Annotated in this window: 19 protein-coding genes and 1 pseudogene; 11 read left to right on the top strand and 9 right to left on the bottom strand. The window is 74.6% G+C overall.

The genetic code is table 11. The annotated features are described in order from the left end of the window. Window positions 1-44: 44 nt before the first annotated feature. Window positions 45-725, top strand: coding sequence for a class I SAM-dependent DNA methyltransferase (locus tag ACIP5M_RS06120; protein ID WP_401192515.1), 681 nt, complete (start codon window positions 45-47; stop codon window positions 723-725). Window positions 726-734: 9 nt separating this feature from the next. Here ACIP5M_RS06120 and ACIP5M_RS06115 read toward each other — a convergent pair whose 3' ends face one another. Next, window positions 735-1,922, bottom strand: a complete 1,188-nt coding sequence (locus tag ACIP5M_RS06115; protein WP_401192513.1) for a cytochrome P450 — start codon at window positions 1,920-1,922, stop codon at window positions 735-737. A 144-nt stretch (window positions 1,923-2,066) separates the two neighbouring features. On the opposite strand from ACIP5M_RS06115, the gene ACIP5M_RS06110 reads away from it, so the two are divergent. Then, window positions 2,067-3,581, top strand: coding sequence for an FAD-binding oxidoreductase (locus ACIP5M_RS06110; RefSeq protein ID WP_401192511.1), 1,515 nt, complete (start codon window positions 2,067-2,069; stop codon window positions 3,579-3,581). Window positions 3,582-3,751: 170 nt separating this feature from the next. Continuing rightward, window positions 3,752-4,909 (top strand): hypothetical protein, encoded by a 1,158-nt coding sequence (locus ACIP5M_RS06105; RefSeq protein ID WP_401192508.1) that lies wholly within the window; start codon window positions 3,752-3,754, stop codon window positions 4,907-4,909. Here the strand turns inward: ACIP5M_RS06105 and ACIP5M_RS06100 are convergent. Genes ACIP5M_RS06100 through ACIP5M_RS06090 form a run of 3 tightly spaced genes read right to left on the bottom strand, consistent with a single transcriptional unit; the run spans window position 4,863 to window position 6,824 of the window. Continuing rightward, a complete protein-coding gene (locus ACIP5M_RS06100) occupies window positions 4,863-5,255 on the bottom strand; it encodes a hypothetical protein (protein WP_401192506.1) in 393 nt (130 codons plus the stop codon). The two genes, ACIP5M_RS06105 and ACIP5M_RS06100, sit on opposite strands and share 47 nt — an antisense overlap. A gap of 58 nt (window positions 5,256-5,313) precedes the next feature. Then, complete coding sequence (locus ACIP5M_RS06095) at window positions 5,314-5,880, bottom strand: HXXEE domain-containing protein (protein ID WP_401192503.1); 567 nt, start codon at window positions 5,878-5,880, stop codon at window positions 5,314-5,316. After that, on the bottom strand, window positions 5,877-6,824 hold the full coding sequence (locus tag ACIP5M_RS06090; RefSeq protein WP_401192500.1) for an AEC family transporter: 948 nt from the start codon (window positions 6,822-6,824) through the stop codon (window positions 5,877-5,879). Before ACIP5M_RS06090 ends, ACIP5M_RS06095 begins: the two co-directional genes overlap by 4 nt. 82 nt (window positions 6,825-6,906) lie before the next feature. Between ACIP5M_RS06090 and ACIP5M_RS06085 the strand changes: the two genes are divergently transcribed. Together ACIP5M_RS06085 and ACIP5M_RS06080 are read left to right on the top strand one after the other, a co-directional pair. Continuing rightward, the gene (locus ACIP5M_RS06085) at window positions 6,907-8,301 is read left to right on the top strand and encodes a sensor histidine kinase (RefSeq protein WP_401192498.1); all 1,395 of its coding nucleotides are present in this window, start codon (window positions 6,907-6,909) and stop codon (window positions 8,299-8,301) included. Next, window positions 8,298-8,978: a response regulator gene (locus ACIP5M_RS06080; protein WP_401192495.1), complete on the top strand. Its 681-nt coding sequence runs from the start codon at window positions 8,298-8,300 to the stop codon at window positions 8,976-8,978. The genes ACIP5M_RS06085 and ACIP5M_RS06080 overlap by 4 nt, the downstream gene beginning before the upstream one ends. Window positions 8,979-8,990: 12 nt before the next feature. On the opposite strand, the gene ACIP5M_RS06075 is transcribed toward ACIP5M_RS06080, so the two are convergent. From ACIP5M_RS06075 to ACIP5M_RS06065, 3 genes are read right to left on the bottom strand one after another with little or no spacing between them, the layout of a single operon-like run. Continuing rightward, complete coding sequence (locus ACIP5M_RS06075; RefSeq protein WP_401192493.1) at window positions 8,991-10,400, bottom strand: extracellular solute-binding protein; 1,410 nt, start codon at window positions 10,398-10,400, stop codon at window positions 8,991-8,993. Continuing rightward, complete coding sequence (locus ACIP5M_RS06070; RefSeq protein WP_401192490.1) at window positions 10,397-13,123, bottom strand: caspase family protein; 2,727 nt, start codon at window positions 13,121-13,123, stop codon at window positions 10,397-10,399. Before ACIP5M_RS06070 ends, ACIP5M_RS06075 begins: the two co-directional genes overlap by 4 nt. 4 nt (window positions 13,124-13,127) lie before the next feature. Continuing rightward, window positions 13,128-13,472, bottom strand: coding sequence for a hypothetical protein (locus ACIP5M_RS06065; RefSeq protein ID WP_401192488.1), 345 nt, complete (start codon window positions 13,470-13,472; stop codon window positions 13,128-13,130). Between the two features lie 213 nt (window positions 13,473-13,685). On the opposite strand from ACIP5M_RS06065, the gene ACIP5M_RS06060 reads away from it, so the two are divergent. Next, window positions 13,686-14,732 carry an alpha/beta hydrolase gene (locus ACIP5M_RS06060; protein ID WP_401192485.1) on the top strand — a complete coding sequence of 349 codons (1,047 nt, stop codon included), beginning with the start codon at window positions 13,686-13,688 and terminating at the stop codon, window positions 14,730-14,732. Further along, window positions 14,729-15,949, top strand: coding sequence for an acyltransferase (locus ACIP5M_RS06055; RefSeq protein WP_401192482.1), 1,221 nt, complete (start codon window positions 14,729-14,731; stop codon window positions 15,947-15,949). Before ACIP5M_RS06060 ends, ACIP5M_RS06055 begins: the two co-directional genes overlap by 4 nt. Before the next feature lie 82 nt (window positions 15,950-16,031). On the opposite strand, the gene ACIP5M_RS06050 is transcribed toward ACIP5M_RS06055, so the two are convergent. After that, complete coding sequence (locus tag ACIP5M_RS06050) at window positions 16,032-16,454, bottom strand: DUF350 domain-containing protein (RefSeq protein WP_401192480.1); 423 nt, start codon at window positions 16,452-16,454, stop codon at window positions 16,032-16,034. Window positions 16,455-16,549: 95 nt separating this feature from the next. On the opposite strand from ACIP5M_RS06050, the gene ACIP5M_RS06045 reads away from it, so the two are divergent. Further along, entirely contained in the window at window positions 16,550-18,316 is a 1,767-nt protein-coding gene (locus ACIP5M_RS06045) for a GNAT family N-acetyltransferase (RefSeq protein WP_401192478.1), read from the top strand. Window positions 18,317-18,362: 46 nt separating this feature from the next. Here the strand turns inward: ACIP5M_RS06045 and ACIP5M_RS06040 are convergent, their stop codons facing one another. Continuing rightward, window positions 18,363-20,393 (bottom strand): AMP-binding protein, encoded by a 2,031-nt coding sequence (locus ACIP5M_RS06040; RefSeq protein ID WP_401192476.1) that lies wholly within the window; start codon window positions 20,391-20,393, stop codon window positions 18,363-18,365. Window positions 20,394-20,532: 139 nt separating this feature from the next. Between ACIP5M_RS06040 and ACIP5M_RS06035 the strand changes: the two are divergent. From ACIP5M_RS06035 to ACIP5M_RS06025, 3 genes and pseudogenes are all read left to right on the top strand, one after another. After that, window positions 20,533-22,445 (top strand): annotated as a pseudogene (locus ACIP5M_RS06035) (ABC transporter ATP-binding protein). A gap of 121 nt (window positions 22,446-22,566) precedes the next feature. Further along, window positions 22,567-22,947: a VOC family protein gene (locus ACIP5M_RS06030; RefSeq protein WP_401192474.1), complete on the top strand. Its 381-nt coding sequence runs from the start codon at window positions 22,567-22,569 to the stop codon at window positions 22,945-22,947. A gap of 75 nt (window positions 22,948-23,022) precedes the next feature. Further along, window positions 23,023-24,099 carry a MerR family transcriptional regulator gene (locus ACIP5M_RS06025; RefSeq protein ID WP_401192471.1) on the top strand — a complete coding sequence of 359 codons (1,077 nt, stop codon included), beginning with the start codon at window positions 23,023-23,025 and terminating at the stop codon, window positions 24,097-24,099. Window positions 24,100-24,110 lie beyond the last annotated feature (11 nt).

Raw genomic sequence — 24,110 nt, 5'->3', positions numbered from 1 at the left:
CGGGGAGTGTCGTACGGATCAGGCAGGACCTAGTGTTCAGGGGCATGACAGAGACCTCGTACCTCGTTTCCGTACGGACGTCCTACGACACCGTCGCCGTCGACTACGCGCGGCTGCTCACCGGGGAGTTGGAGCGCAAGCCGCTCGAGCGGGCCATGCTGGCCGCCTTCGCGGAGTGCGTGCGCGGTGAGGAGGGCGGCAGTGCGGGCCGCCCGGTGGCGGATCTCGGCTGCGGTCCCGGCCGGGTGACGGCCCATCTGGAAGGCCTGGGCGTGCGGGCCTTCGGCGTCGACCTCTCCCCGGCGATGGTGGCGGTGGCCCGCCGGACCTATCCGGGACTGCGGTTCGAGGTGGGTTCGATGGCCGCGCTCGACATCGCGGACGGGGTACTGGGCGGGGTCTTGGCCTGGTACTCCACGGTGCACACCCCGCTCCCCGGACTCCCGGCGGTTTTCGCGGAGTTCGCCCGCGTCCTGGCGCCGGGCGGGCACGTGCTGATCGCCTTCAAGGCGGGCGACGAGCGCGTCCGCCTGGAGCACGCGTACGGCCACCCGGTCGAGCTCGACGTGTACTGGACGCCCCCGGACCGTATGGCCGCCCTCCTGTCGGACGCCGGCCTGACGGAGGTGGCCCGCCTGATCCGCGAACCGGACGCCCTCGAACGCTGCCCGCAGGGCTTCCTTCTCGCGCGCAAGGCACCGGAGGGCGGTGTCGGCGGCCCGTGAGACCGGCGGCTACCAGCAGAGCGGGAGGCGGGTCACTCCGCGCATGAGGGTGCCCGGCAGCCAGTCGGGCGCGGTGGCCTCCGGGTCCGGCTCGAGATCGGGGAAACGTTCCAGCAGGGTCCGGATCGCGATGCGGCCCTCCATGCGGGCCAGCGGGGCGCCGAGGCAGAAGTGGATGCCGTGGCCGAAGGCCAGGTGACCCTGGGCCGGGCGGCGGATGTCGAAGACGTCCGGCTCCGCGAAGCGGGACGGGTCGCGGTCGGCTGCGGCCAGGGCGACCACCACCGAGGAGCCCGCCTCGATGCGGGTGCCGCCGATCTCGAGGTCGGCGCGGGCGAACCGGTACGTGGCGTGCTGCACCGGGCCGTCGTAGCGGAGCATTTCCTCCACCGCGCCGTCGATCAGGCCGTCCGGATCCGCCCGCAGGGCCGCCAGCTGGTCGGGGTGGGCCAGCAGGGCCCGTATCCCGTTGCCGATCAGGTTGACCGTGGTCTCGTGGCCCGCCACCAGCAGCAGGAAGGCCATGCCGATCAGCTCCTCCGGGGAGAGCTGGTCACCGTCCTCGTCGCGGGTCCGGATCAGTGCGCTGAGCAGGTCGTCCCCGGGCGTCCGGGCCTTGGCCCCCACGAGCTCGAAGAGGTACGCCGTCATGTGTTCCAGGACACGGCCGTCCGTGCCCGCCGGGTCCACCGGGGCCACGATCTCGCCCGACCAGGAGCGGAAACGCTCCCGGTCCAGGTCGGGTACGCCCAGGAGTTCGCAGATGACGGTCATCGGCAGCGGCGCGGCGAGGGCCGCGATCAGGTCGGCCCGGCGGTCCGGAGCCGCCGCCATCGCATCCAGCAGCTCGTCGGTGACCTCCTGCACCCGCGGCCGCAGGGCCTCGATGCGGCGTGGCGTGAACGCGCGGGCCACCAGGCGGCGCAGCCGGGTGTGGTGGGGCGGGTCCGCCTCCAGCATGTTGCTGGAGGCGGCGCTCGCCGGGGTGTTCCCGAACAGCTCCGCGCCGAGCCAGTTCTTCGACAGGGCAGGGTGGTTCAGCGCCTGGCGGGCCTCCTCGTGGCCGACGACCAGCCACGACCGGTCGCCGCCCAGCACCACCCGGTGGACGGGCCCGGCGGAGCGCAGCGCGGCGTAGAAGGGGTACGGGTCGGCGTTGAACTCTTCGGCGTGCGCGCCGAGATCCACGAGGGGCATGGATGAAGGGTACGACCGGCGGCGCCTGACCGATCCGGATATATGACCGCCGTATCGTTCCGGCTGTGCGCCGTTCGGGGGGCACGCCGCGGTGTGTGGGCCCGCCTTCACGGCGATCGGTCCCGGCGGTGGCAGGAAGGGAGTATGAGCCTCCATCGCCGCCAGGTCCTGGGAGCCGCGGCCGCGGCCCTCGTCTCCTGCCCCGGGGCAGCGGCGGCCCGGGTCCCGGACTACGGCGCGCTCGCCCGCGCGATCGACGGGCGGCTGGTGCTCCCCGGCGACCGGGACTATGACGAGGCCCGGCAGCTGTTCCAGCCCCGGTACGACTCCGTGGCGCCGGGGGCGGTCGCCTATCCCGCGCACGCCGGTGACGTGGCCGTCTGCCTGGACTTCGCACGCCGCTGCGCCGTGCCCGTGGTGCCGCGGGGCGGCGGGCACAGCTACGCGGGGTGGTCCACCCGCGCGGGCGGGCTGGTCGTCGACGCCGGCGCCATGGCCGGGGTTTCCGTCGAAGGGGACGGGGTGCGGATCGGGGCGGGGGCCCGGCTCGGGGACGTGAACTCCGCGCTCGCCGAGCGGGGGCTCGCCGTCCCGACCGGCCTGTGCCCCTCCGTCGGCATCGCCGGACTCGCCCTCGGCGGCGGCCTCGGGCTGGCCTCGCGGGCGTACGGAACCACCTCCGACCGGCTCACCGGCGCCCGCGTGGTCACCCCCGACGGGGCCGTCCGCGAGGTGGGCCCCGACCGTGATCCGGAGCTGTACTGGGCCCTGCGGGGCGGCGGGGGCGGCAACTTCGGGGTGGTCACCGAATTCCGCTTCCGCACCCACCCGGTGGGCGACTGCGCCTTCGCCGAACTCCACTGGGCAGGTGCGGACTCGGCGGCCGTGCTGGGCGGCTGGCAGCGCTGGCTGGCCGCGCTGCCGGACCCGTTCTGGAGCCAGGTCGAGTTCACCGTCGAAGCCGGCGCTCCCGCCGCGCCCCCGGCGGTCCGGGTGGTGTGCCTCGACGGACGCGCGGAGCTGGAACGGCAGTTGAACCGGCTGTCGGACCTGGTCGGCCGGCCGGCGCGGGACGGCTGGACCGTCGTACGGGACTACGGGGACACCGTACGGGCCATGTCGGGCTGCGCCGAGCGGAGTCCGGCGCAGTGCCGGCTGCCGGGAACCCTGCCCGGCCGGGACCCGCAGGGCCTGCTCGGCAGGGATTCGTACGCCGCCCGCTCCGACTTCTGGCCGGGGGCCGGGCTGCCGGATCCGGCCGTCCGGGCCGTGCTGGCCGCCGTCGCCCGGTACGGGCGGGCCGCGCCGCCCGGCGGCTTCGGGGTGGTCCAGTTCGACGGGGTCTGCGGCGGCGCCGTCAACCGGGTCCCGGCCGCCGCCACCGCCTTCGTACACCGCGACAGCGCCCTGCTGGCCCAGTACCTCGCCTACTGGCCCGTTTCCGCGACCGCCGCCGAAGCGGCCCGCCACCAGGACTGGCTCGACGGCCTCTGGCAGGACCTGCGGCCCTGGGCGGGCGGACGGGCGTACCAGAACTACGCGGACCCCCGGCTGACCGGCTGGCGCGCGGCCTATTACGGGCCGAACCTCCCCCGGCTGGAGGCGGTCCGGCGCACCTACGACCCCGACCGGCTCTTCCGCTTCCCCCAGGCCCTCTAGCCCGTGTCGTCGAAGTCCCGCCCGGCCGGCGGGGTCCGGCAGGCGCGCTCGCCGCGTTGTCGGCGGCCACCGACGCTCCGCGCCGACTCCCTCGTCCGCCGTGCGATGCACGGCACCAGACACCACTCCCTCATCCGGCCTCATCCGTCAGACACCCCCGAGGAGCTCCCGTGCGACGTACGTTGACCATGGCCGCGGTGGCCGCCGCCCTGCTGGTGCCGGGAGGGCCGCTGTCCGTCGCCGCGGCCGGGGGCGTCACCGCCCCGGTGTCGGGCAGGCACTGGACCGCGGGCGAGGCGCAGTCCTTCTGGACCGCCGAACGCATGGCCGCCGCCGTGCCGCTGCCCCCCGATCCGGAACCAGCCGCTCCGCCGGCGCCCGAGCCGGACGCGCCTCCGGCGGCCGAGCCGGACGAGATGCCGGACGGCTCCGCTCCCTCGTCCTCGCCCCCTGCCGAGTCGGCTCCCGCCGCGTCCCTGCCCTCGGAGCCGACGGATGCGCTCCCGGCGCCGCCTCCGGCAGCGGTACCGACACCCACACCGAGCCCGACTCCGACCCCCGCCCCGGCCCCCCCCCCCCTCCCCGCGCGGCTGCCGGCCGCCGGCCCCGGCGTCGGCCAGGACTTCAACGGCATCCCCGTCGTCGGCCGGATGTTCGTCGTCAAGGCCGGCGGGGCGTACTTCTGCACCGCGAGCGTGGTCGCCTCACCCCGCCACAACCTGGTGCTCAGCGCTGCGCACTGCCTGCTCGGCTCCGACACCCGGCAGATCGCCTTCGTGCCGCGGTACACGCGCGCCAATCCGCGGCCCTACGGCATGTTCCCGGTCGTGCGGGACGCGGCCGGCCGCTCCAGGATCTGGATCGACCCGCGCTACCGCTCCCTGGGCGCCGACCGCGCGGCCACCCTCGACGTGGCCTTCGCGCAGGTGGGACCGAACGCCGACGGCCTCCCCGTTCAGGAGGTGGTCGGCGGCAACCGCCTGGTCACCGGGGCCGGGTACGTCCATCCGAGCATCTCGCTGATCGGATATCCGGCCTCCGCCGCGCGCCCGCGCCTGTGCGTCAACCGGACCACGAAATTCACCAGCAAGGACCCGGGGATCCCCGGCTCGTTCCTGCGCATCGACTGCACTGGCTACCCCGGCGGAACCAGCGGCGGCCCGTTCCTGGCCCGCTACGACGCGCGGACCGGGACCGGTGACGTGGTCGGGGTCATCGGCGGCTGGAAGACGGGCGGGGACACCGCCGACACCTCCTACAGCTCGTACTTCGGCAGGGACATCAGGAAGTTGTACGAGAAGGCGGTTGCCGGGGCGAAGGCGCGGTGAGCACCCGCACCCAGCGGGTCCGGCGCGGGTTGCCGACCGTGCGCGGTGCCGCCGGCAGCCCGTCGGCGGTCAGCGGGTCGGCGGGCGCGAGCCCGAGCCTGCGGCGCAGGTCGGCGAGGGCGGCGTGGACGGGCGCGAGGACGGGCTCGATGCCCGGGTCGATGGCGGCGAGGGCGTGCGCGGTGGTCTCGATCGCCTCGGCGGCGTCCTCGGCGGCGGCCCGGCTCCACCCCCGCGGCGCCCCGGTCCCCCAGGGCACGACCGTGTCGTAGAGGTGGCAGGCGGCATCGGCCACGGCGTCGGCCCGTTCCCGGACACCCGGCGCCGCGATGGTCGGCAGTTCCATGCCGGGTCAACGAGCGGGTCCCCGCCGGGGGTGCGACCAGCCTGCCCCGGACCCGGCGCTACCCCGCGGCCGCGCCCCCGTGGATCCGGCGGGCCACGGCATGTGCGGCGGCGGTGGCCGCCCCGGCGAGGGCCAGGCCGAGGAGTGCGTCGCGGGCGGGCGTGGGCCGCAGGACCCCCGCGCGTGCCAGCCGGCCGCGGGCCCAGACGGTGAAGGGGACGACCAGGAGGGGCGAGGTGACCACGCCGGGGGTGTAGCCGCGAGTGGCGGCGGACTGCCCGAGGTGGACGAGCCCGTGCAGGCCGAAGCCGGTGAGGGCGCTCTGGTAGAACGCGGAGCGCCCGCCGGTGCGCAGCCCGTCGGCGGAGGCCACGGCGACGACGAGGCCCATGAGGCCGACGGCGGTGGCGAACTCGCGTCCGTCCACGCCCTCGAGCCGCTGCCAGACCCGGTCGGGCACGCGGGGGTGGCGTTCGCGCAGGACGGGTACCCGCGTGCGGGACCAGCGTGCCATCGTGGCCACTTCCTCGAGGTCGTGAACGGCCCAGGCGGCGAGCAGGCCCAGGGTCGCGAGCACGGGCGTGGAGCCGGACCGCTTGTGCGAGGGATTCTTCGGTTCGCTCATGAGGCGACAGTCTGCAACCAGAGCGGCAGCAGCAGGAGGGATACGAGCGAGCTCTTGATCACTATAGACGCGGAGAGGGCGACGCCCACGTCGTAGCGTTGGGCGAAGATGAACAGGTTCTGCGGGGTCGGCATCGCGGCGATCAGCACGAGGTACGCGAGCCACTCGCCCCGCACCCCGAACACCGCCCCGCACACCGCCCAGGTGAGCAGCGGGAACAGCAGGCACTTGAAGCCGATGAGGGCCAGCTCCTCGCGCGTGGTGCCCCGCAGGTCCAGGCCGACGCCGCCGAGGTGGAGGCCGAGTGCGAACAGCGCCACCGGGGAGGCGCTGTCCCCGACGAAGGCGGCTCCCTCCAGGATCACCGAGGGAACGTGCACCGAGAGCAGGTTGAGCACGATCCCCGCGTTGCAGGCCAGGACCAGTGGGGTGGCGAGCGAGGCGCCGACCGCACGGGCCGGCCGCCGCCCCGGGCCGCCTCCCGCGGGATCCGGCCGGCCGAGTTCCATCAGCGCGATGACGGCCAGGGACAGGACGCACACCTGGAAGAGGAGGATCGGGAAGATCGGGGCCGCCGTGCCGAACACGGTGATGAAGACGGGGACGGCGAAGTAGGCCGTGTTCACCTGGACTCCCGCCATCACGCGCAGGGCCACGGCGCGGGGCTCGCGCACGCCGCGGGCGACCGCGGCCGCGGCGACCGCTACCACCGCGAGGCCGGCCGCCGCGGCGTAGCCGCCGATCGCCCGCCAGTCGAACAGGGCCGCGAGGTCACCGGCGTAGATGTTGCCGAAGAGGTAGCAGGGCACGGCGAAGAGGAACGCGTAGTCCGAGAAGGCCTTGGAGGCCTCGGCCGGGACGGTCTTGCGGCGTGCGAGGAGCACCCCGCCGCCGAAGGCCAGCAGCACCGGCACGAGCTTCTCCAGCGCCGCTGCCCCGCCCATGTGTACGGCTCCTCCGTGATCGTCCGGCGAGCAGCCTATCCGTCCCGCGGATCGCCGCCCGGGGCGCATAGGCTGGCCGGTCATGAGCGACCAAGCCCGCCGCCCCCGCCCCCGACCGCGCCCGCGGACCCGCGCGGGCGCCCGCAGTTCCCCGGCCGGCACGCCCGGGCCCCGGGTGCCGGGGGTGCTCGCTCAGCTCGCGGTGGTGATGCGGACACCCGCCCGGGCCGCGCAGCCGTTGTTCGCGCAGGCGCCCAGGGCCTGGCAGCGGTGGCTGCCCTTCGGGGTCGTCGGGGTGTTCGTCGTTGCCCTGCTGCCGGTGACCATCGCGGTGCTGACGAACGACTACGGGCTGGGCGGCGGCTGGTCGGGCGCGCTGGGCGTGGCGCAGACGGTGCCGCTGCTGCTCGCCGTGACCCGGCCGATGGCCGCGTGGGCGCTGGTCCTGCTCTCGGACACGATCGGCGCGGTGCTGCTGATCCATGCCGACCGGGTGGCCGCCCACCCCTGGCCGTGGACGCCGATGGGGATCGTGGGCTATCTGGTGCTCATGGCGTGCCTGGGGCTGCGCGAGCCGATCCGGACCCTGGTCGGGGTGTGGCTGGCGACCGGTGCGGTCGGGGCGGTGCTGGGCTTCTTCGCGCCGGCGGGTTCCGTGAACACCGCCGCCCTGCTGTTCGTGCTCGCCGGGGTGATGCTGGTGCTCACGGGGGCGCTGCGCGGGCTGGGCGACGCGCAGCAGCGGATCGCCGAGCAGGAGAGCATCAGCGAGGCCGAGCGGGCCCGGCGGACGCTGCTGGAGGAACGGGCGCGGATCGCCCGGGAGTTGCACGACGTGGTGGCCCACCACATGTCGGTGATCACCGTGCAGGCCGATTCGGCGCCGTACCGGCTGTCGGGCATGACGGAGCCGGTGCAGGAGGAGTTCGCGGCGATCGCGGCGAGCGCGCGCGAGTCGCTGGGCGAGATGCGGCGGCTGCTGACGGTACTGCGCGGGGACGGCGCGCAGGGCGCGGACGGCGGCGGGGGCGAGCGGGCTCCGCAGCCGGGCATCGACCGCCTCCAGCAGCTGGTGGAGGCGACCGTACGGGCGGGGCAGCCGGTGGAGTTGTCCCTGGCCACCGGCGCGGCCGGCGCGGCCCCGCCGGCGGTGTCCCTGTCGGCGTACCGGATCGTGCAGGAGGCCCTCGCCAATGTGGTGCGGCACGCGCCCGGGGCGCGGACCCGGGTCTCGGTGACCTTCGACGAGAACGAGCTCCTGGTGCTGGCGGTCAGCGGCCCCGCGCCGGACGCGGCGGTGGAGCTGGAGAGCTCGGGCACGGGCCACGGTCTGGTGGGGATGCGGGAGCGCGTACGGTTGACCGGCGGGACCCTGGACACCGGTCCGCTGCCCGACGGCGGCTTCCGTGTCGCCGCCCGGCTGCCCCTGAAGACCGATACCGAGACCGAGACCGTCCGTACAGAGGAGGGCAGTTGACCATCCGCGTGGTCATCGTCGACGACCAGGCCATGGTGCGCGCGGGGTTCGCCGCGCTGCTGTCGGCACAGGCCGACATCGACGTGGTGGGCGAGGCGCCCGACGGACGGGAGGGCGTGCGGGTCTCCCGTTCCACGCACCCCGACGTCGTGCTGATGGACGTACGGATGCCGGAGATGGACGGGCTCACGGCCGCCCGTGAGCTCCTCGATCCCCCTCCCGGGGTGGTGCACCGGCCGAAGGTGCTGATGCTGACCACCTTCGACATCGACGACTACGTGTACGAGGCGCTGCGCGCGGGCGCCTCCGGATTCCTGCTGAAGGACGCTCCGCCCGCCGATCTGATCGCGGCGGTCCGGGTGGTCGCGTCGGGCGAGGCGCTGCTGGCGCCCTCGGTGACCCGGCGGCTGATCGCGGACTTCGTCCAGCAGCGGCCGGCGCCGCGCAAGGACCCGGCGCTGCGGCTGAACGGCCTCACGCCGCGTGAGACCGAGGTACTGGAACTCATCGCGCGCGGGCTCTCGAACCAGGAGATCGCCGGTCACCTCGTGGTGGCGGAGCAGACGGTCAAGACGCACATCGGCCGGGTGCTGTCCAAGCTCGACCTGCGCGACCGCGCCCAGGCGGTGATCTTCGCCTATGAGGCGGGCCTGGTCCGCCCGGGCGACGCCGGCTGACCTCTCCCGTGCTCACTCCGGTGGCAGCGCCCTCCTCAGGGCCTTGTGCAGGTCCTCGGCGAGTTGCAGGTCGGAGGGCGGCTTGGTGCCCTGGAGCCGGGCCAGTTGGGCGGTGAACGTCTGGGTGAAGGCGCCGTAGAGGGGGGTGCGCGGACGCTGGACGGCCTTCTCCAGTGCGGGCAGCAGGGTGCCGCGCGCGTACGCGGGGCGGCCCTGCGCGTCCCGTGGCATCCGGTCGGTGCGTTCGCCCGTCGGGGACGCGGTCGCCTGACCGGGCGGCTTGGCCGCCTCGCAGGTGAGGTTGTCGTCCTCGTACGCCGATTTCCTGGTGGCAGCGAACCCCGCGTCCAGCAGGCAGCGTTCGCTCATCCTGCTGGTGAGGAACCGGATGAGGTCCTGGGCGCCGGTGCTGCGCCGCGACCTCGCGGCGACGGCCAGGTTCTGGCCGCCCAGTACCGCCCGGCCCGGCAGGGGGGCCACGGCCAGCTGCTCCTCGGACAGGGACTGGTGGAGCGTGCGGTAGGCGTACGGCCAGTGGCGCAGGAAGGCGGTACGGCCGGCCGAGAAGTCGGTGAGCGTGGCCGCCTCGTCGGAGTGGACGGCGTCCGGCAGGGTGTAGGCCGCCTGGGTGCGGCTGCGCAGCTCGTCCAGTCCCGCCTTCAGATCGTCCACGGAACCCGCGTAGCGGCCCTCCTTGTCGGTGAGGGACAGTGGCCCGGCGGCGGAGGCGAAGGCCTCGATGCCGTTGACGGTGAGGCCTTCGTACGACGCGTCGAGCTGAGCGGTCCAGCCCTTCTCATAGGCGTCGGGCTTCTTCTTGGCTCCGTCGAGCGCGCCGATCAGCTGCTGGACGACGGACCAGGCGGTGTCCTTGCCGAGTTCGGTGTTCGTGATGCCCACGCCCTTCAGGTAGTCGCGGCGGTAGAAGAGCAACCCCACGTCGCTGTTGAAGGGGACGGCATACAGCTTGTCCGCCCAGCGGGCGGTCGCGGCGACCGAGGGGATGACGTCATCGTCGACGAGCCCGTCCGGGAGCGGCTGGACGAGACCCGCGGCGGCGAACTCCGGCACCCAGGTCACGTCCAGGTTGACCACGTCGTACTCGGCGCCGCCGGACTGCAGTGCGCCGAGCAGCTGGCTGCGCTGCCGGTCCGCGGAGCCCGGCAGCTCGACCAGGCGGGCCCGCCGGTCGGAGCCCTTGCGCTTCTGCTCGTCGTTCCACTCCTCGATCAGCTGCTGGCGGATGCCGCCCTTGCCGGTCACGTCCCGGCCGCTGGCCAGCACGATGTCCCCCGCCTGGTCGGCGCCCGGAGTACCGGACTTCCCGTCTGCGGCTCCGCCGCCGTCGCACCCCACTGCGAGCAGCAGGACGAGGAGCATCGCGCAGGCGCCGCGCCGTGGCCGCGAGGGGCCGAGCCTCATCCTTCGTCCCCCGTCCCGGTCCTGGCGACCTCGTCCCGCAGCCGGGCGACGAGATCGCCCTTGGTGTCCAGGCAGCGGCCGCCGCTCGCCTCGGAGACGGCCGCGTCCGGTTTGCCCTTGTCGCAGCCGCCGCTGTCGAGGGACGCCATCACCACCGGTGTCTTCTTCTCCCTGGCGGAGGCCAGCAGACCGGCGAGCAGGCCGCCCTCGGTCAGCCGGTTGTTGTCCTCGTCGTCCGTGATGTAGACGATCAGCTGCGGACGGTGCCCGTCCGTACCGCGCCGCCCCATCTCCTCCAGGGCCGCGACCAGCGCCTTGTAGGGGTCTGCTTCCAGGTCCTTGACACGGGCGTTGGCGGCGATGACGCTCTGGGCCTCCTCGCGCCGGTGGTTGCCGAACCCCAGCACTTCGCTGTACGGGCGAGGGCTGCCGGGCTCGGAGGCGACCGCCCAGACGCCGTACTCGTCGCGCTCACCAAGCCCCGCGAGGGACTGGGCGATGATGCCGGGGGCGCCGCCGGGGCCCTCCCACAAGGCGCCCATGGACCCGGACGAGTCGAGCAGGAAGAGGACCCGGCCCGGCCCGTTGGCCTCCCGGTAGCCCTTCAGCGCCGCGGTCATCACGGGCGCGTACGGGCGGTCGGCGGCGGTGAGCGGGCCGGGGTTCTCCAGGGCACCGAAGTCGTGGAAGACGACGCCGGTGGCGGCGGAGGGGTCGGTGCCGTTGCCGAGCGGCCGGTGCCCGGGTGCCGCGCTGCGGAAGCCGTCCGTCCCGAACACGACGAGCCCCGCCCCCGCCGCGGCGCTCGTCGCGGCCTTCTTCCCGTCCGTGTCCTTGCCGGTCAGCCACGCGTGGAACCGCTCCACGCCCGCGTCGCGCGCGTCCTCGTCCCGGTCGGCGTCCAGCCAGCGCACCCGTACGAACGTCGGGGTGAGGCCCGGGACGTCCACGGGGTACTCGGCCATCCGCGGGGCCCGCGTCGCACTGTCGCAGCCCACTCCGGTCCTGAGCAGGAACTCCGGCACCAGGGCGGCGGTGCGCTCGTCGACGGCCTTGTCGTCGGGCAGTGCGCACAGCAGGTCCCCGCCGGTGCGTGCGGGAGGTCCCGCCTGGGCCACTGCGCGTTCGGCGGTGGCCGGGTCCGGCGCGCCCGGGCCGTAGAGGCCGGCGGTCGCGAGCAGGCCGGAGTCGGTGTTCTCCGGGTCGGTGCGCCGTATCTCGGTTCCCGGCCGGCGCTTCCTGAGGGCCTCACTCAGGGCCGCCAGGCCTCCCACGCGGTCGGCGACCCCCTCCGTCGCCAGGTTCTGCGGCACCGCGAGGACGACCGGCGAAAACGCGAAGGGGTCGGGATCGGGCTCCAGCGCGGCGTAGCTCCGCTCGGTGGAAGCGGGACGGGCCCGGTCGGCACTCGCGGACGTGGCCGGAATCCAGATGTCCGGTTGAGGGCCGATGTCGCGCTGCGGGTTGTCGTCGCCCGTCGGCCGCTGCCAGGGGTCGGACTGCCGGTTGAAGGCGGCGACGGCCGCGGCGGCGCCGGCGCTGTAGACGGTGATGCCGCTGCGTCTGCACCCGTCACCCGTCCTGTTCTCGTCCGACATCAGATACGCCTCGGCCGCCCTGCGGACGGTGGGTTCGAGATCGGGGTCGGTGAGGAGGCGGAGTTCGAGCGGCGGCTTGCAGGGGGGCTTGTCGTCGAGGAGGACGAGGCCGGTGGTGACAAGGCCGGCGAGCGCCACGGGCACGCCGACGACGGCCGCCAGCTTGCGGCCGTTGAGGGGACGGAGCCGGCCGCGCCGGCCGGGGCGGCCGGGTCTGCTCCCGCCGGGAGCGCCGCCTTGTCCTTCGGCGGGCCGCCGGCTCCCCGGCGCGGCCGCCGATTGCGGCGAAGTCCGCCCGCTGCCGCCCCTGTTCGGGGTGACGGAGGGCCGGGTCGCGCGGTCCGGCGAGCGGACGGGCGGGGCGGCGAGCAGCACGTCGGCGCCCGACGTGGCGGAGCGGCTCTGCGGCTCCCACGGCTCGGAGGGGTCGCGCAGCGTCGTGTGGTGCGCGGACATGTAGTCCCTCAGCCGGCCGGCGAGGTCCTCGAAGCCGACCTCGCCGCCCTGTCCCCGAACGCCCTCGCTCAGGACGCGCACGAGCCGGTCGGTGAACGGCGTGGGGGTGTCCGCGTCGCCCGCATCGATGCGGTTGTTGGCCTGGACGCTCATCAGCAGCGAGATCCGCTGCCGGTGGGCGGCGCCGAGGGCGTCCCAGGCCCCCGAGGCGTTGCCCGCGTAGCAGCAGTCGAGGATGACGACCACCTGCTCCGCCCTGGCGCCGGACAGCACGGTCAGGACGCTCTTCCAGGGCGCCGCGCCGAGGAACACGGACTCGGTGCCCGGGACGATCTTCGCCCGCCGCATCAGCAGCCAGAGCTCGTCACCGGTGCTGGGGACGGCTCCGTGGCCGGAGAAGTAGAGCAGGAGCAGCCCCTCGGCCGCCTCGACCGCGTTCTCCAGCTGCCGGTCGAACTGGTCCACGGTGCGCGGCCGGGCGACGGTGATCTCTTCCTCGGTGAACACCCCGCCTTCGCGCAGCGAGCGTTCGAGCCCGGTGAGGTTGTGCTCGACGGCGTGGAGGTCGCCGGACACCCCGAAAGGGTGTCCGGGCTGGGTGAAGTCGTATGCGGGAACTCCGACGAGCAGCGCCCGGTTCACTTTGCCACGCGGGTCGAAGCGCGCCATCGGGCTATCTCCCGTCGCTGTCCGGCGCGACCTCGACCTCTGGGGGTTCGCCGTGTTCCACGGCACGGCGGTTCTCCCGCCACGCGCGCACGCCGCTCTTCACCTGCTCGAACACCTCGTCGAACAACTTGGGCGCGGCGGCGCCGATCAGCACCAGCACGATCTCCAGCCCGACCCCCATCGGACTGCCGGGCCCGTCCTCCGTTCCGGCGCGCTCCTGGATCTCCAGCCTGCCGTTGTTCCTGTGCGTTTCCAGCCTGTGCTCCCGCTCGAGCCACGCCTTCAGCGCCCGGACGTCGCTCTCGCTCGCACCTTCGGTCAGGCGCACGCGGATCGCGCTATTGGTCATGAAGTCCCCCCTCGGCCCACAACTCAGCATCATGACATGTCAGTTGGCTGCAAGGCAGCGCGAGGGCGAAAGGCGCTGCCTCCTCCACCCCCTACCCGGGTATGACATCCGACTTGGCTCCACGGTCCGACGTACGGTCCGGTGCCTCCTTCCTACCTTCCTCCCCGTCACGAGGCTCGTCCCGTGGCCCGTCACGAGGAGAGGGGAAGGGGCATGCGCCGCTTCGGAAGGACGATGGTCACGGCCGCACTGGGGCTGGCCGTCGTCGGGGGGACCGCGGGATGGGCCTCCGGGGACGACCGCCAGACCGCGGTCACCGGGCCGCCACCGGGGACCACCGCCTGGCGGGCCGACACCGCCTCCGGCCGGGCGCTGCCCGATCCGGCGGGTGCGACGCCGCGCGAGGTGGCCCGGTTCTTCGCCGGGCTGGACGAGGCCGCGCGCGGGGAGCTCGTACGGTCCCACCCGCTGGTCGTGGGGAATCTGGACGGCGCGCCGCTCCCTCTGCGGTACGAGGCAAACCGGATCGCGGTCGCCGCGACGGGTGAGGCCCGCTACGCCTCGCTCGCCGCGCCGGACCGGCGGATCCTGGCCTTCGACCCCCGTGGGCGGGGCCAGGTCGCCGAGGTTTTCGGGGACTTGGAGCACGCCGAGCACGTCTCGGTGATCGTGCCGGGGTCCGACAACGACGCCACGGCCTACGACGCCGCGCGCAAGCCCGCCACCGGGCCGGCCGGGATGGCCGGGGCGCTGCGGTCGGTGGCCGGCGGCTCGACCGCGGTGATCGCCTGGGTGGGTTACACCACCCCGGTCGGGGTGGGCCTGGACGCGGCCGGCGGACGGCTGGCCGAGGCCGGGGCGGTGCGCCTGGCCCGGTTCACCCAGGGGCTGGACGCGGTGGGGGCTCCCGACCCGGTGCTGTTCTGCCACAGCTACGGCTCGGTGGTCTGCGGACTGGCGGCCCGGCACACGGACGCCACCGACATCGTCGCCTTCGGCTCCCCCGGGATGCGCGCCGGCACCGCGGCCGCCCTGCGCACCGGCGCCCGGGTGTGGGCGGCCCGGGGGCCCTCCGACTGGATCGCCGACATCCCGAACGTGGAGTTCGCCGGGCTGGGCCACGGCGCGGATCCCACCTCCGCGGCCTTCGGGGCCCGCCGGGTGCCCGCCGCCGACGTACGGGGCCACACCGGCTACTTCGCCGCCGGGAGCCAGTCACTGGCGGCGTTCGCCGCGATCGCGAAGGGGGATGTCCGATGAGCGCGCTCACGAGGCTGAAGGGGACCGCCGACCGGATCGAGCGGCGGACGCCCGCCCACCGCGACCGGGCGATCGACGGGCTGCGCGCCCTGGCCCTGCTGGCGGTGCCGACCGGTCACTGGCTGCTCGGCGGCTTCACCCTCGACGCCGGGGGCGGCCTGCACAACGCCAGCCCGCTGTCGGCCTTCGGCGGGCTGGCCCCCGCCAGTTGGGTGCTCCAGATGCTCGGCATCTTCTTCCTCGTCGGCGGGTACGCCTCGGCGTTGTCCTTCCGGCGCCGCACGGGGTCCACGGGGGCGTGGCTGAAGGGCAGGACCGCCCGGCTGGGGCGGCCCGTGCTCGGGGTGACGGCCGTGTGGGCGCTGGCCGCGCCCGTGCTGTACGCGGCCGGGGTTCCGGAGGCCACGCTGCGGACCGGGGCCACGCTGGTGATCCAGCCGCTGTGGTTCGTCGGGGTGTACGGGGTGGTGACCGCGCTGACCCCGTACTGCGTGCGGGCGGCCCACCGGCTCGGCGGCTGGGCCGCCGCGCCGCTGCTCGGTTCGGTCGCGGTGGTGGACTTCCTGCGCTACGGGCCGCTCGCCGGCTCCGTACCGTCCTGGCTGTCCCTGATCAACATCCTGCCGGGCTGGCTGTTCGCGTACCAGCTCGGTGTGTCCTGGGGCGAGGGCCGGATCGGGCGGCGCGGCGGACTGGTGCTGCTGACCGGTGGGGCGGTGCTGTTCGCGACGCTGCTGACGGTCTTCCACTACCCGGCGTCGATGGTGGGCGTGCCCGGTGCGGCGCGGACCAACTCCCACCCGCCGTCGCTGCTGGTCCTGGCCCTGGCCGCCGCCCAGTCGGGCGCGGCGGTCCTGCTGCGCGACCGGCTGGCGAAGGTGCTCGCCCGGCCTGCGCTGTGGGCGCCGGTGGTGGTGATCAACCTGTGCGCGATGACGATCCTGTGCTGGCACCAGACGGCGATGCTGGCGGCGGCCGTGCCCGGATCATTCGTGGGCGGGCCGGCGGGGCTGGCGGGGCTGACCACGGCGCCGGACAGCTGGGGATGGCTCGCCGCGCGGGTGGCGTGGATGCCGGTGTTCGCGGTCCTGCTGGTGGCCCTCGCGCGTCACGCGCGGCGGTTCGAGGAGCCGTGGCGCACGGCGACGGCGCTGCGGCGGGCCGTGGCCGGGCTGCTCGCGGCCGGGTTCGCGGTGTTCGCGCTGGGCCTGGCCTGAGGGGGTGCCGCGCCGACCGGGGGTCGGGCCGCCTCGCGGGCGGCCCGACGGGGGCGGGGCCGGGGCCGGGGACGGGGGACCGTCAGGCGATGGACGCTGCCACGATGGCGGCGACGGCGAGGTTGCAGGAGGCCGTGACCCAGACCGCCGGGTGGGGTTCGGGGTCGACGACGATCGCGCCGAGCTTGCCCGGGGTCACCAGGTCGAGCACCAGGAAGGCCACCGCCATCAGGATCAGGCCGAGCACCCCGAAGGCCGCCGTTGACAGCAGGCCCTTGCCGAAGTCCTCGTAGGTGGTCCAGATCGAGGTGAAGACGATCCCGCCGATGCCGAGGAGGGCGGAGCTGAGCATGAGGGCGGCGTTGCGGTTGCGCTCTTCCCAGATCTGCTTCGGCAGCTTCCCGGGCGTCAGCACGTCCACGAGGACGATGCCGAGGATCAGCAGGACGAGGCCGAGGGCGCCGTAGGCGCTGGTGCGACCAAGTCCGTTGATGATGTCGCTCATTGAGAAGCCTGTCTCCGCGTGGGTGGGAAATGATGTGCCGTGGGGAGGCCGAATCTATCGCACGGCCCCGGCCCGGATCATGGGGAGGTCAGGAAATGGCAAAGGTCAGGGCTGCGCGGGCGGCCGAAGCGGAGGCCCTGACCGGGTTGGTGAGGCGCTCCAAGGCGCACTGGGGGTACGCCCCGGACTTCCTCGCCGCGCAGGCGGAGCAACTGCGGATCCGGCCGGCCGAGGTGACGGCCCGCCGTGTCGTGGTGGCCGAGGACGGCCGCGGCAGACCGCTCGGGGTCGCCTCACTGGAAGGCGGGCCTCCACAGGCGGCCCTGGGGCTGCTCTTCGTGGATCCGGTGGCCATCGGCCAGGGGGTGGGCCGGCTGCTGTACCGGGACGCGCTGCGGCGGGCCGCCGAGTTGGGGGTGTGCCGGCTGGTGATCGACTCCGATCCGCACGCGGCCGGGTTCTACCGGGCGATGGGGGCGCTTCCCGCGCCCGCGGGCGACGGCCCGGAGGGGCTGGTGCGGTTCGAGGTGGCGCCCGCCCCGCCGGCCGGCTGGGCACAGGCGTGGACCGGGGGCGGGAAGGCCGTCCACGTGGGCAACGTGGCGGAGTTCAACGCGCAGTTCGGTGACGCCTCGCTGGACCCGGACCAGTCGGCCGCGCACCACTACGCCTGCCTCGCCGCCTTCTACAGCCCCCACCCGGCGGCGCTGGTGCTGCCCCGGGCGGTGCCGCGGGGATGGACCGAGCTGGTCTGCCGGCAGCTGGGCTGGTCCGGGGTGGAGGTGTACGACGGCCTGCTGGAGCGGGGCAGCGGCCTGACCGAGGCCGTACGGGCCCGGCCGGCGCTGGCCGCGCTGCTCACCGGGGCCGGGCTGCCCCTCGTACCGTGGGGGCGGACGGAGCCGTTCGGACGGCTGGCGGGGCAGCCGTGGCGGGCGCAGGAGCTGCGGTACGAGTCGAAGTCCGCGGCGCACGAGCTGTTCGGCCGGATCCTGGCGGACGACGGGCATCCGGGGATCAGACTGCCGGCGCAGTGGCGGGCGGGCACCCGGAGGGCGGCGGTCCGCCTCGTCGCCGCCCGGGCCAAGGCCGGCGAGAGCACTGTTCTGAAATCGGAGCACGGTGTGGGGGGTTCGGGCACCACCGTGCTCACCCCGGACCGGGTCCGCGCGGCGGGCGGGGCCCGCGCCGCGCTGCGGCACCTTCCGCGCGGGCCGCTGCTGGTGGAGGAGTTCGTCCACGGACCGACGGAACCGGGTGCCGTCCGGGACCTGACGTACGACGGGTTCGTGGACCCGGCCGGCCGGCCGCACGAGGTCGGCGCGGGGCTGATGGACGTGGCGGACGGCGCCTACCGTGGCGCCACGGTGGGCCCGGGAGCGGTCCCCGCATGGGCGCAGGAGCCGCTGCTCGCGTTCGGCGCGGCGGTGGGCCGTGAACTGGCGGCTGCCGGCTACCGGGGCTGGTTCGACGTGGACTTCGTCGGCGACGACGCGGGCCGGCTCGCCCCGACCGAGACGAACCTGCGGCTGACCGGGCCGTCGATCGCCTTCATGGTGGCGGCCCGGCTGGACGCGCTCCGGGGCGCGGGGCACCTCGTACGGATCGTCGACCGGGTGGAGCTGGGGGCGCGGTTGCCCGAGGCGCAGCTCGACGAGCTGTGCGCGGTCATGGCGCGCGGCTGCGCGGAGCTCGGCGCGGTCTTCGTCCCCGCCATCCCGACCGCGGCCTTCGACCCGGCACCGTGGCTGGGCGTGCTGGTGGCCGCGCACAGCAGGCCGGCCCTGGACGCGGCCGAGGCGCTGGTGCGCGCCGAAGCGGCGGCGGTCGGCGCGCTGTTCGGCCCGCCGGTCCTGCCGTGACGGCGGTGCGTTCGGCCGGTGCGTCGCCCGCCGCCGGGCGGCGGGCTCAGCTCAGGTCCTCGTGGTCGAACGGGGAGTCCGGGGCCCGGGTGAGGTAGAGGACCACGATGATGCCCGCGATCATCAGGGGGATGTTGAAGGCGTAGACGAGCAGCGCCTGCAGGGGCCAGTCCTGTTTGGCAGCCAGGCGGTAGGCGTTGTCCTGGGGCCACCAGGCCAGCAGCAGGTAGCTCGCCGCGAGGTGGGCGGCCCTGGTGTGTCCGCCGGGGCGCCCGCGTTCCCTGGCCTTCATCAGGCGGTGGCCGGCGAACAGGAAGGAGACGCCCACACCGAAGGACACGCATTCGGCCACGTAGAGCAGGAAGAAGAGGGCCGCCCAGGGGTAGGGCACCGCGGAGAGGTCCGTGGATCCGGGCCAGAGGACGTCGGTGAACAGCAGGGCGACGAAGCCGATCACGAGCGGGAGACAGCCGTCGAACCAGCTGACGCCTCGGCGTCCGGGAAAGGGACGGATCGCCGCTGCGAACTTGCTCCCGTGTACGGCGGGCCGTTCGGAGACGGGCTGCGTGGGCAGGGGCAGGGCCGAGCGGTCCTCCTGGCCGCCCCGGTTGCGCGGCAGGGCCCGCAGCCGGACGAGGATGTGCGGGGATTCGTCCCTGGGGACGACTCCGGCCAGGTGGTTGCGCAGGCCGTAGATCGCGGGCAGCGGCCCGGTGGCATCCCAGGCCGGGTCGCCGGGCGGCGGGGTCACGTAGGCGACGAGCCGCCGCTCCCCGCCCTTGTCGATGCCGGTGACGATGGCCGCGCCGATGCCGGGGTGGGTGCGGATCGCGGCTTCGACGGGCTGAGGGTCGAGGGAGCCTCCGGGGAGGGCGATGCGGTGGCGGAGCCGGCCGGCGTACTCCAGCAGACCGTCCGGGCGCACCAGGCCGAGATCGCCGGTGGGTATCGCGTCGCCGCCGCCGGGCGGGGTGAGGTGTATCTCCCCGTGCCGGAGGTCGACCCGGCAGCCGGCGAAGGGTCTGCCGAGCAGGGAGTGCCGTTCCGGTTCGTCCACGGGGTCGGTCAGCTGCGGGACTTCGAAGCAGGTGCCCACCCCGGCGGTTTCGGCGAGGCCGTAGACGTTGAGGATCCGCACACCGGCCCGCAGCCGGCCGTGCATGGCGTCGAGTTCGTCGAGGTGGAGCCGGTCGCCGGTGACGGTGGCCATGCGCAGCGGGCGCAGCGCCTCGGGTCCGGTCCGGCGGGCTCCGGCGGCCGGCCTGGGTCCGTCGACCAGGAGGGCGCCGGCGCCGGCCGGGTCCGTGTGCACCACGCTGACCCCCTCGGCCGTCACCGCCCGCCGGACGCGATCCGTGCCGGCGGACTCCCAGGAGGCCTTCGGCGCAAGGACGAGTGCGCCGCCCGAGCACAGGGCCCGGGTCCAGCCCGCGGCGAAGGCGGTGACGTCCGGCCGGGCCGTGAACAGGTGCCGGTCCTGCGGGGTCAGCCGCGCCAGTTCGGCCCAGCCGTCGCAGGCGGCGAGCAGCAGGCCGTGCGTGACGGCTACGGGGCGCGGCCGGCTGCCCGCGGTGAACAGGACGGCCGCCCGGCCGCCGGGCGCGGGGGCATCGTCCGGCGCGTAGCCGGGCCGTTCGGCGATGGCGGCGGCTTCGTCGGTCCGTATCGCGCGCAGACCGGTGCCGGTGTCGAGGGCGGCCCGGTGCGGCGCGTGGGTGAGCAGGGCGAAGGGCGCCAGGGGTTCGAGGGCGGCGAGCTGCTGCCGGCCGGTGCGCGGCGTCTCGGCGTCGACGACGGCGTAGGCACCGCCGGCTTTGAGGACGGCGAGGAGGGCCACGACCAGTTCGGTCTGCCGGGTGGTGCCCACGGCGACGAGGCCACCGGGTCCCAGGCCGGAGGCGAGCAGGTGGTGGGCCAGGCGGTTGGCGCGCTCGTCGAGCTGTCCGTACCCGAGGCTGTCCGCGCCTGCGATGAGGGCGGGGGCCTCGGGGGTGTCCCGGACCCATCGTCCGAAGCGGTGCAGGATGGTGTCGGTGGTGCCCTCGGCGAGGTGGACGGACTGGTATCCCTGCGTCATGGACCGATGATGCCACCGGGCACCGACAACGGTGGGCTGCTGTGGATTTCGCTCGTACGGGCGGGAGTTCGGCCCCGCCGGGGGGTACCGGGGGCGAAGGCTTGACCTCAGGTTTGGTTGAGGTCCTACCGTTCCGGTCATGGATATGGAAGTCACCGCCTGGACATCGCTGCACAGCGCGATCAACGCGCAGCAGGACCGTCGCCGGATCTCCCGGGCGAGCCTGCGCCGGGTCGCCGCCTTCGCCCGCCCGCACCGCCGCGGGCTCACCCTCTTCCTCCTCCTCAGTGTGGTCGGGGCGCTCCTGGCCGTGGCGACCCCGGTGCTCGCCAGCCGGATCGTCGACGCCATCGTGGCCGGCCGTGACGGCGGCGCCGTCACTCGCCTCGCCCTCCTCATCGCGCTGATCGCGGTCGCCGAGGCGGGCCTCGGGCTGCTCACCCGCAGGCTCTCCGCCACTCTCGGGGAGGGGCTCATCCTCGACCTGCGCAAGGCCGTCTTCGACCACGTGCAGCGGATGCCCGTCGCCTTCTTCACCCGCACCCGCACGGGAGCCCTGGTCAGCCGCCTCAACAACGATGTGATCGGCGCGCAGCGGGCGTTCAGCAACACGTTGTCCGGGGTGGTCTCCAACGTGGTCACCCTGCTGCTCACCCTGGCCGTGATGCTGGGCATCTCCTGGCAGATCACTGTGCTGGCGCTGGTGCTGCTGCCGGTGTTCGTGCTGCCGGCCCGCCGGATGGGGGCCCGCATGGCCGCGATGCAGCGGGAGGCCTCCGCGCTGAACGCCGCCATGGGCACCCAGATGACGGAACGGTTCTCCGCCCCGGGCGCCACGCTGGTCAAGCTGTTCGGGCGGCCCGCCGACGAGTCCGCCGAGTTCGCGGCCCGCGCCGCGCGCGTCCGGGACATCGGGATCCGTACGGCCATGGCCCAGTCGGCCTTCATCACCGCCCTCACCCTGGTCTCGGCCCTGGCGCTCGCCCTGGTCTACGGCCTCGGCGGGTACTACGCCCTGCGCGGGACCCTGGACGCCGGCTCCGTCGTCGCCCTCGCCCTGCTGCTGACCAGGCTGTACGCGCCGCTCACCGCGCTCGCGGGGGCCCGCGTCGAGGTGATGAGCGCGATGGTGGCTTCGAGCGGGTCTTCGAGATCCTGGACCTGGAGCCCCTCATCTCCCAGAAGCCGGATGCCCGGGAGGTCCCGGAGGGACCGGTGGCCGTGGAGTTCGACCGGGTCTCCTTCGCGTACCCCTCCGCCGACAAGGTCTCCCTCGCCTCGCTGGAGGAGGTCGCCACGCTCGACTCGAGGGGTGGGACGCAGGTCCTGCACGAGGTGTCCTTCCGCGCCGAACCCGGCCGGATGGTCGCCCTGGTCGGCTCCTCCGGCGCCGGCAAGTCCACCATCGCGCAGCTGCTGCCGCGGCTGTACGACGCCGACGCGGGCGCGGTCCGCATCGGCGGGATCGACGTACGGGACCTCACGGCCGACTCGATCCGCGACACGCTCGGCATGGTCACCCAGGACGGTCACCTCTTCCACGACTCCGTACGGGCCAACCTGCTGCTGGCCCGGCCGCAGGCGCAGGAGGCGGAGCTGTGGGAGGCCCTGCGCCGCGCCCGCCTGGACGGGCTCGTCGCCTCGCTGCCGGACGGCCTCGACACGGTCGTCGGGGAGCGCGGGTACCGGCTGTCGGGCGGGGAGCGGCAGCGGCTGACCATCGCGCGGCTGCTGCTGGCCCGGCAGCGGGTGGTGATCCTCGACGAGGCCACCGCCCACCTGGACTCCACCTCGGAGGCCGCGGTGCAGGAGGCGCTGGGCGAGGCCCTGGCGGGCCGAACCGCCGTGGTGATCGCGCACCGGCTGTCGACCGTACAGGCGGCGGATCTGATCCTGGTGGTCGAGGACGGCCGGATCGTGGAACGCGGCACGCACGCCGAGCTGCTGGCGGCGGGCGGGCGGTACGAGGAGCTGTACCGCACGCAGTTCGCGGCGGCCGACACGGCCGGGGACGCGGTTCCGGGCGGCGCGGCTCCGGCGCCGGGAGCATGATGGCGTGACGGCCCGAGGGCCCGGACGTGAAGAAGGCCTGAGGCCCGATGAAGCCGTGCGGCCGCAGGCGCCGAAGCCGCAGGAGTCGCGTTCCGGGCCGCTGACGATGCAGGAGCATGCGATGGACATCAAGCTGGAGCTGGTCGCCGTACCGGTCACCGACGTCGACCGGGCCAAGGCCTTCTACGAGAGGCTCGGCTTCAACGCCGACCACGACGTCACCGTGAGCGAGGACATCCGTTTCGTGCAGCTGACCCCACCGGGGTCGGCCTGCTCGATCGCCCTGGGCAAGGGGCTCACCCGGATGACCCCGGGATCGCTGGACAACATGCAGGTCGTCGTGGCCGACATCGAGGAGGCGTACGCCGATCTGCGGGGCCGGGGCATCGAGGTGACCGAGATCCAGGACATGCCCTGGGGGTCCTTCGTCTACTTCTCCGACCCGGACGGCAACGGCTGGGCGGTCCAGCAGACCACGCCCCGCACGGCGGCGGCCGAGTGAGCGCAAAGGCGCCCTGCGAGGGTCCCCGCGCCGCCGGTTGACCTTCAAGCGGGATGAAAGTCGACAATCGCCGTCATGGACGGCACTTCTGAACCCGAACTGATGACCATCAGCGCGTTCGCCCGGCGGGTCGGGCTCGCGCCCAGCGCCCTGCGCTTCTACGACGACTGCAGCGTGCTGCGGCCCGCACACGTGGACGGCGGCACCGGCTACCGCTTCTACTCCCCCGCCCAGGAGGACCGGGCCGCACGCCTGCGCGGGCTGCGCGAGACGGGCCTGGCCCTGGCGGACGTGGTGACCGTGCTCGACGGGCCGCCCGACCGCGCCCGCGAGGTGCTGGAGCGGCACCGGGCGGCGGCCCGGGAGCGCGGCCGGGCCGCCGACGCGGCGCTCGGCGCGGTCCTGGGCGCACTGCCCGGCTCCCCCACCGTCAGCGAGTTCACCCTGGGCGGCCCCGAACTGGCGAGCGCGGCCCGGCAGGTGGCGCCGGCCGCCGGGCGCGAGCCCGCGGATCCCGTCCTGGGCTGCGTGCTGGTGGAGTACGAGGAGGACGAGGTCCGCTTCGTGGCCACCGACCGCTACCGGCTCTCGCTGCGCACCCTGCGGCCCGGCTCCCTGACCGGCCCGGCCGGCCGGGTGCTGATCGACGCGGACGCCCTGGTCGGGCTGGGGGCGTGGGCGGCGCGGGCCGCCGAGGTGACCGTGGTCGCGGGAGCCGCCGGGGCCCCGCTCACCGTCCGCCACCCGGGCGGCTCCCGCGAGGTGCCGGTGACGCCCGGGGAGTACCCGGCCTACCGGGACGTGCTGGGGGCCATGAGGCCGCCGGTGCACCGGGTGGTCGTGGACCGGGCCGCCCTGCTCGCCGCCCTCGACGGCTGCGGGGACGCCCCGGCCATCGCCGTGGAGTTGGGCCGGGACCGGCTGCTGGTGGCCGGCGCCGTGCTGCCCGCGCTGCGCGCGGAGGACGAACCGGTACGGATCGGCTTCGACCCGGCGGTGCTCGCGCCCGCCCTGGAGGCGAGCGTCGGGCCGGACGTCCTGCTGGAGCTCTTCGACCCGCCCCGGCCAGTCCTGGTCCGCTCCGCCGACCAGGGCAGTTTCACCACGCTGGTCATGCCCGTCGCCCTGCCCGCCGCCGGCCACCGAACGTGAAGGAAGCCCCC

Origin of the sequence: Streptomyces sp. NPDC088762, assembly GCF_044750905.1 — a bacterium.
Lineage (GTDB): Bacteria > Actinomycetota > Actinomycetes > Streptomycetales > Streptomycetaceae > Streptomyces.
The sequence above is the reverse complement of the archived record's forward strand: the minus strand, read 5'-3'. Positions and strand labels throughout refer to the sequence as shown.

Bases quoted from the DNA above. Each gene is read 5' to 3' on its own strand.
- ACIP5M_RS06120 (WP_401192515.1), top strand. From the start codon at position 45: ATGACAGAGACCTCGTACCTCGTTTCCGTACGGACGTCCTACGACACC.
- ACIP5M_RS06115 (WP_401192513.1), bottom strand. From the start codon at position 1,922: ATGCCCCTCGTGGATCTCGGCGCGCACGCCGAAGAGTTCAACGCCGAC.
- ACIP5M_RS06110 (WP_401192511.1), top strand. From the start codon at position 2,067: ATGAGCCTCCATCGCCGCCAGGTCCTGGGAGCCGCGGCCGCGGCCCTC.
- ACIP5M_RS06100 (WP_401192506.1), bottom strand. From the start codon at position 5,255: ATGGAACTGCCGACCATCGCGGCGCCGGGTGTCCGGGAACGGGCCGAC.
- ACIP5M_RS06095 (WP_401192503.1), bottom strand. From the start codon at position 5,880: ATGAGCGAACCGAAGAATCCCTCGCACAAGCGGTCCGGCTCCACGCCC.
- ACIP5M_RS06090 (WP_401192500.1), bottom strand. From the start codon at position 6,824: ATGGGCGGGGCAGCGGCGCTGGAGAAGCTCGTGCCGGTGCTGCTGGCC.
- ACIP5M_RS06085 (WP_401192498.1), top strand. From the start codon at position 6,907: ATGAGCGACCAAGCCCGCCGCCCCCGCCCCCGACCGCGCCCGCGGACC.
- ACIP5M_RS06075 (WP_401192493.1), bottom strand. From the start codon at position 10,400: ATGAGGCTCGGCCCCTCGCGGCCACGGCGCGGCGCCTGCGCGATGCTC.
- ACIP5M_RS06070 (WP_401192490.1), bottom strand. From the start codon at position 13,123: ATGGCGCGCTTCGACCCGCGTGGCAAAGTGAACCGGGCGCTGCTCGTC.
- ACIP5M_RS06065 (WP_401192488.1), bottom strand. From the start codon at position 13,472: ATGACCAATAGCGCGATCCGCGTGCGCCTGACCGAAGGTGCGAGCGAG.
- ACIP5M_RS06060 (WP_401192485.1), top strand. From the start codon at position 13,686: ATGCGCCGCTTCGGAAGGACGATGGTCACGGCCGCACTGGGGCTGGCC.
- ACIP5M_RS06055 (WP_401192482.1), top strand. From the start codon at position 14,729: ATGAGCGCGCTCACGAGGCTGAAGGGGACCGCCGACCGGATCGAGCGG.
- ACIP5M_RS06050 (WP_401192480.1), bottom strand. From the start codon at position 16,454: ATGAGCGACATCATCAACGGACTTGGTCGCACCAGCGCCTACGGCGCC.
- ACIP5M_RS06045 (WP_401192478.1), top strand. From the start codon at position 16,550: ATGGCAAAGGTCAGGGCTGCGCGGGCGGCCGAAGCGGAGGCCCTGACC.
- ACIP5M_RS06040 (WP_401192476.1), bottom strand. From the start codon at position 20,393: ATGACGCAGGGATACCAGTCCGTCCACCTCGCCGAGGGCACCACCGAC.
- ACIP5M_RS06030 (WP_401192474.1), top strand. From the start codon at position 22,567: ATGGACATCAAGCTGGAGCTGGTCGCCGTACCGGTCACCGACGTCGAC.
- ACIP5M_RS06025 (WP_401192471.1), top strand. From the start codon at position 23,023: ATGGACGGCACTTCTGAACCCGAACTGATGACCATCAGCGCGTTCGCC.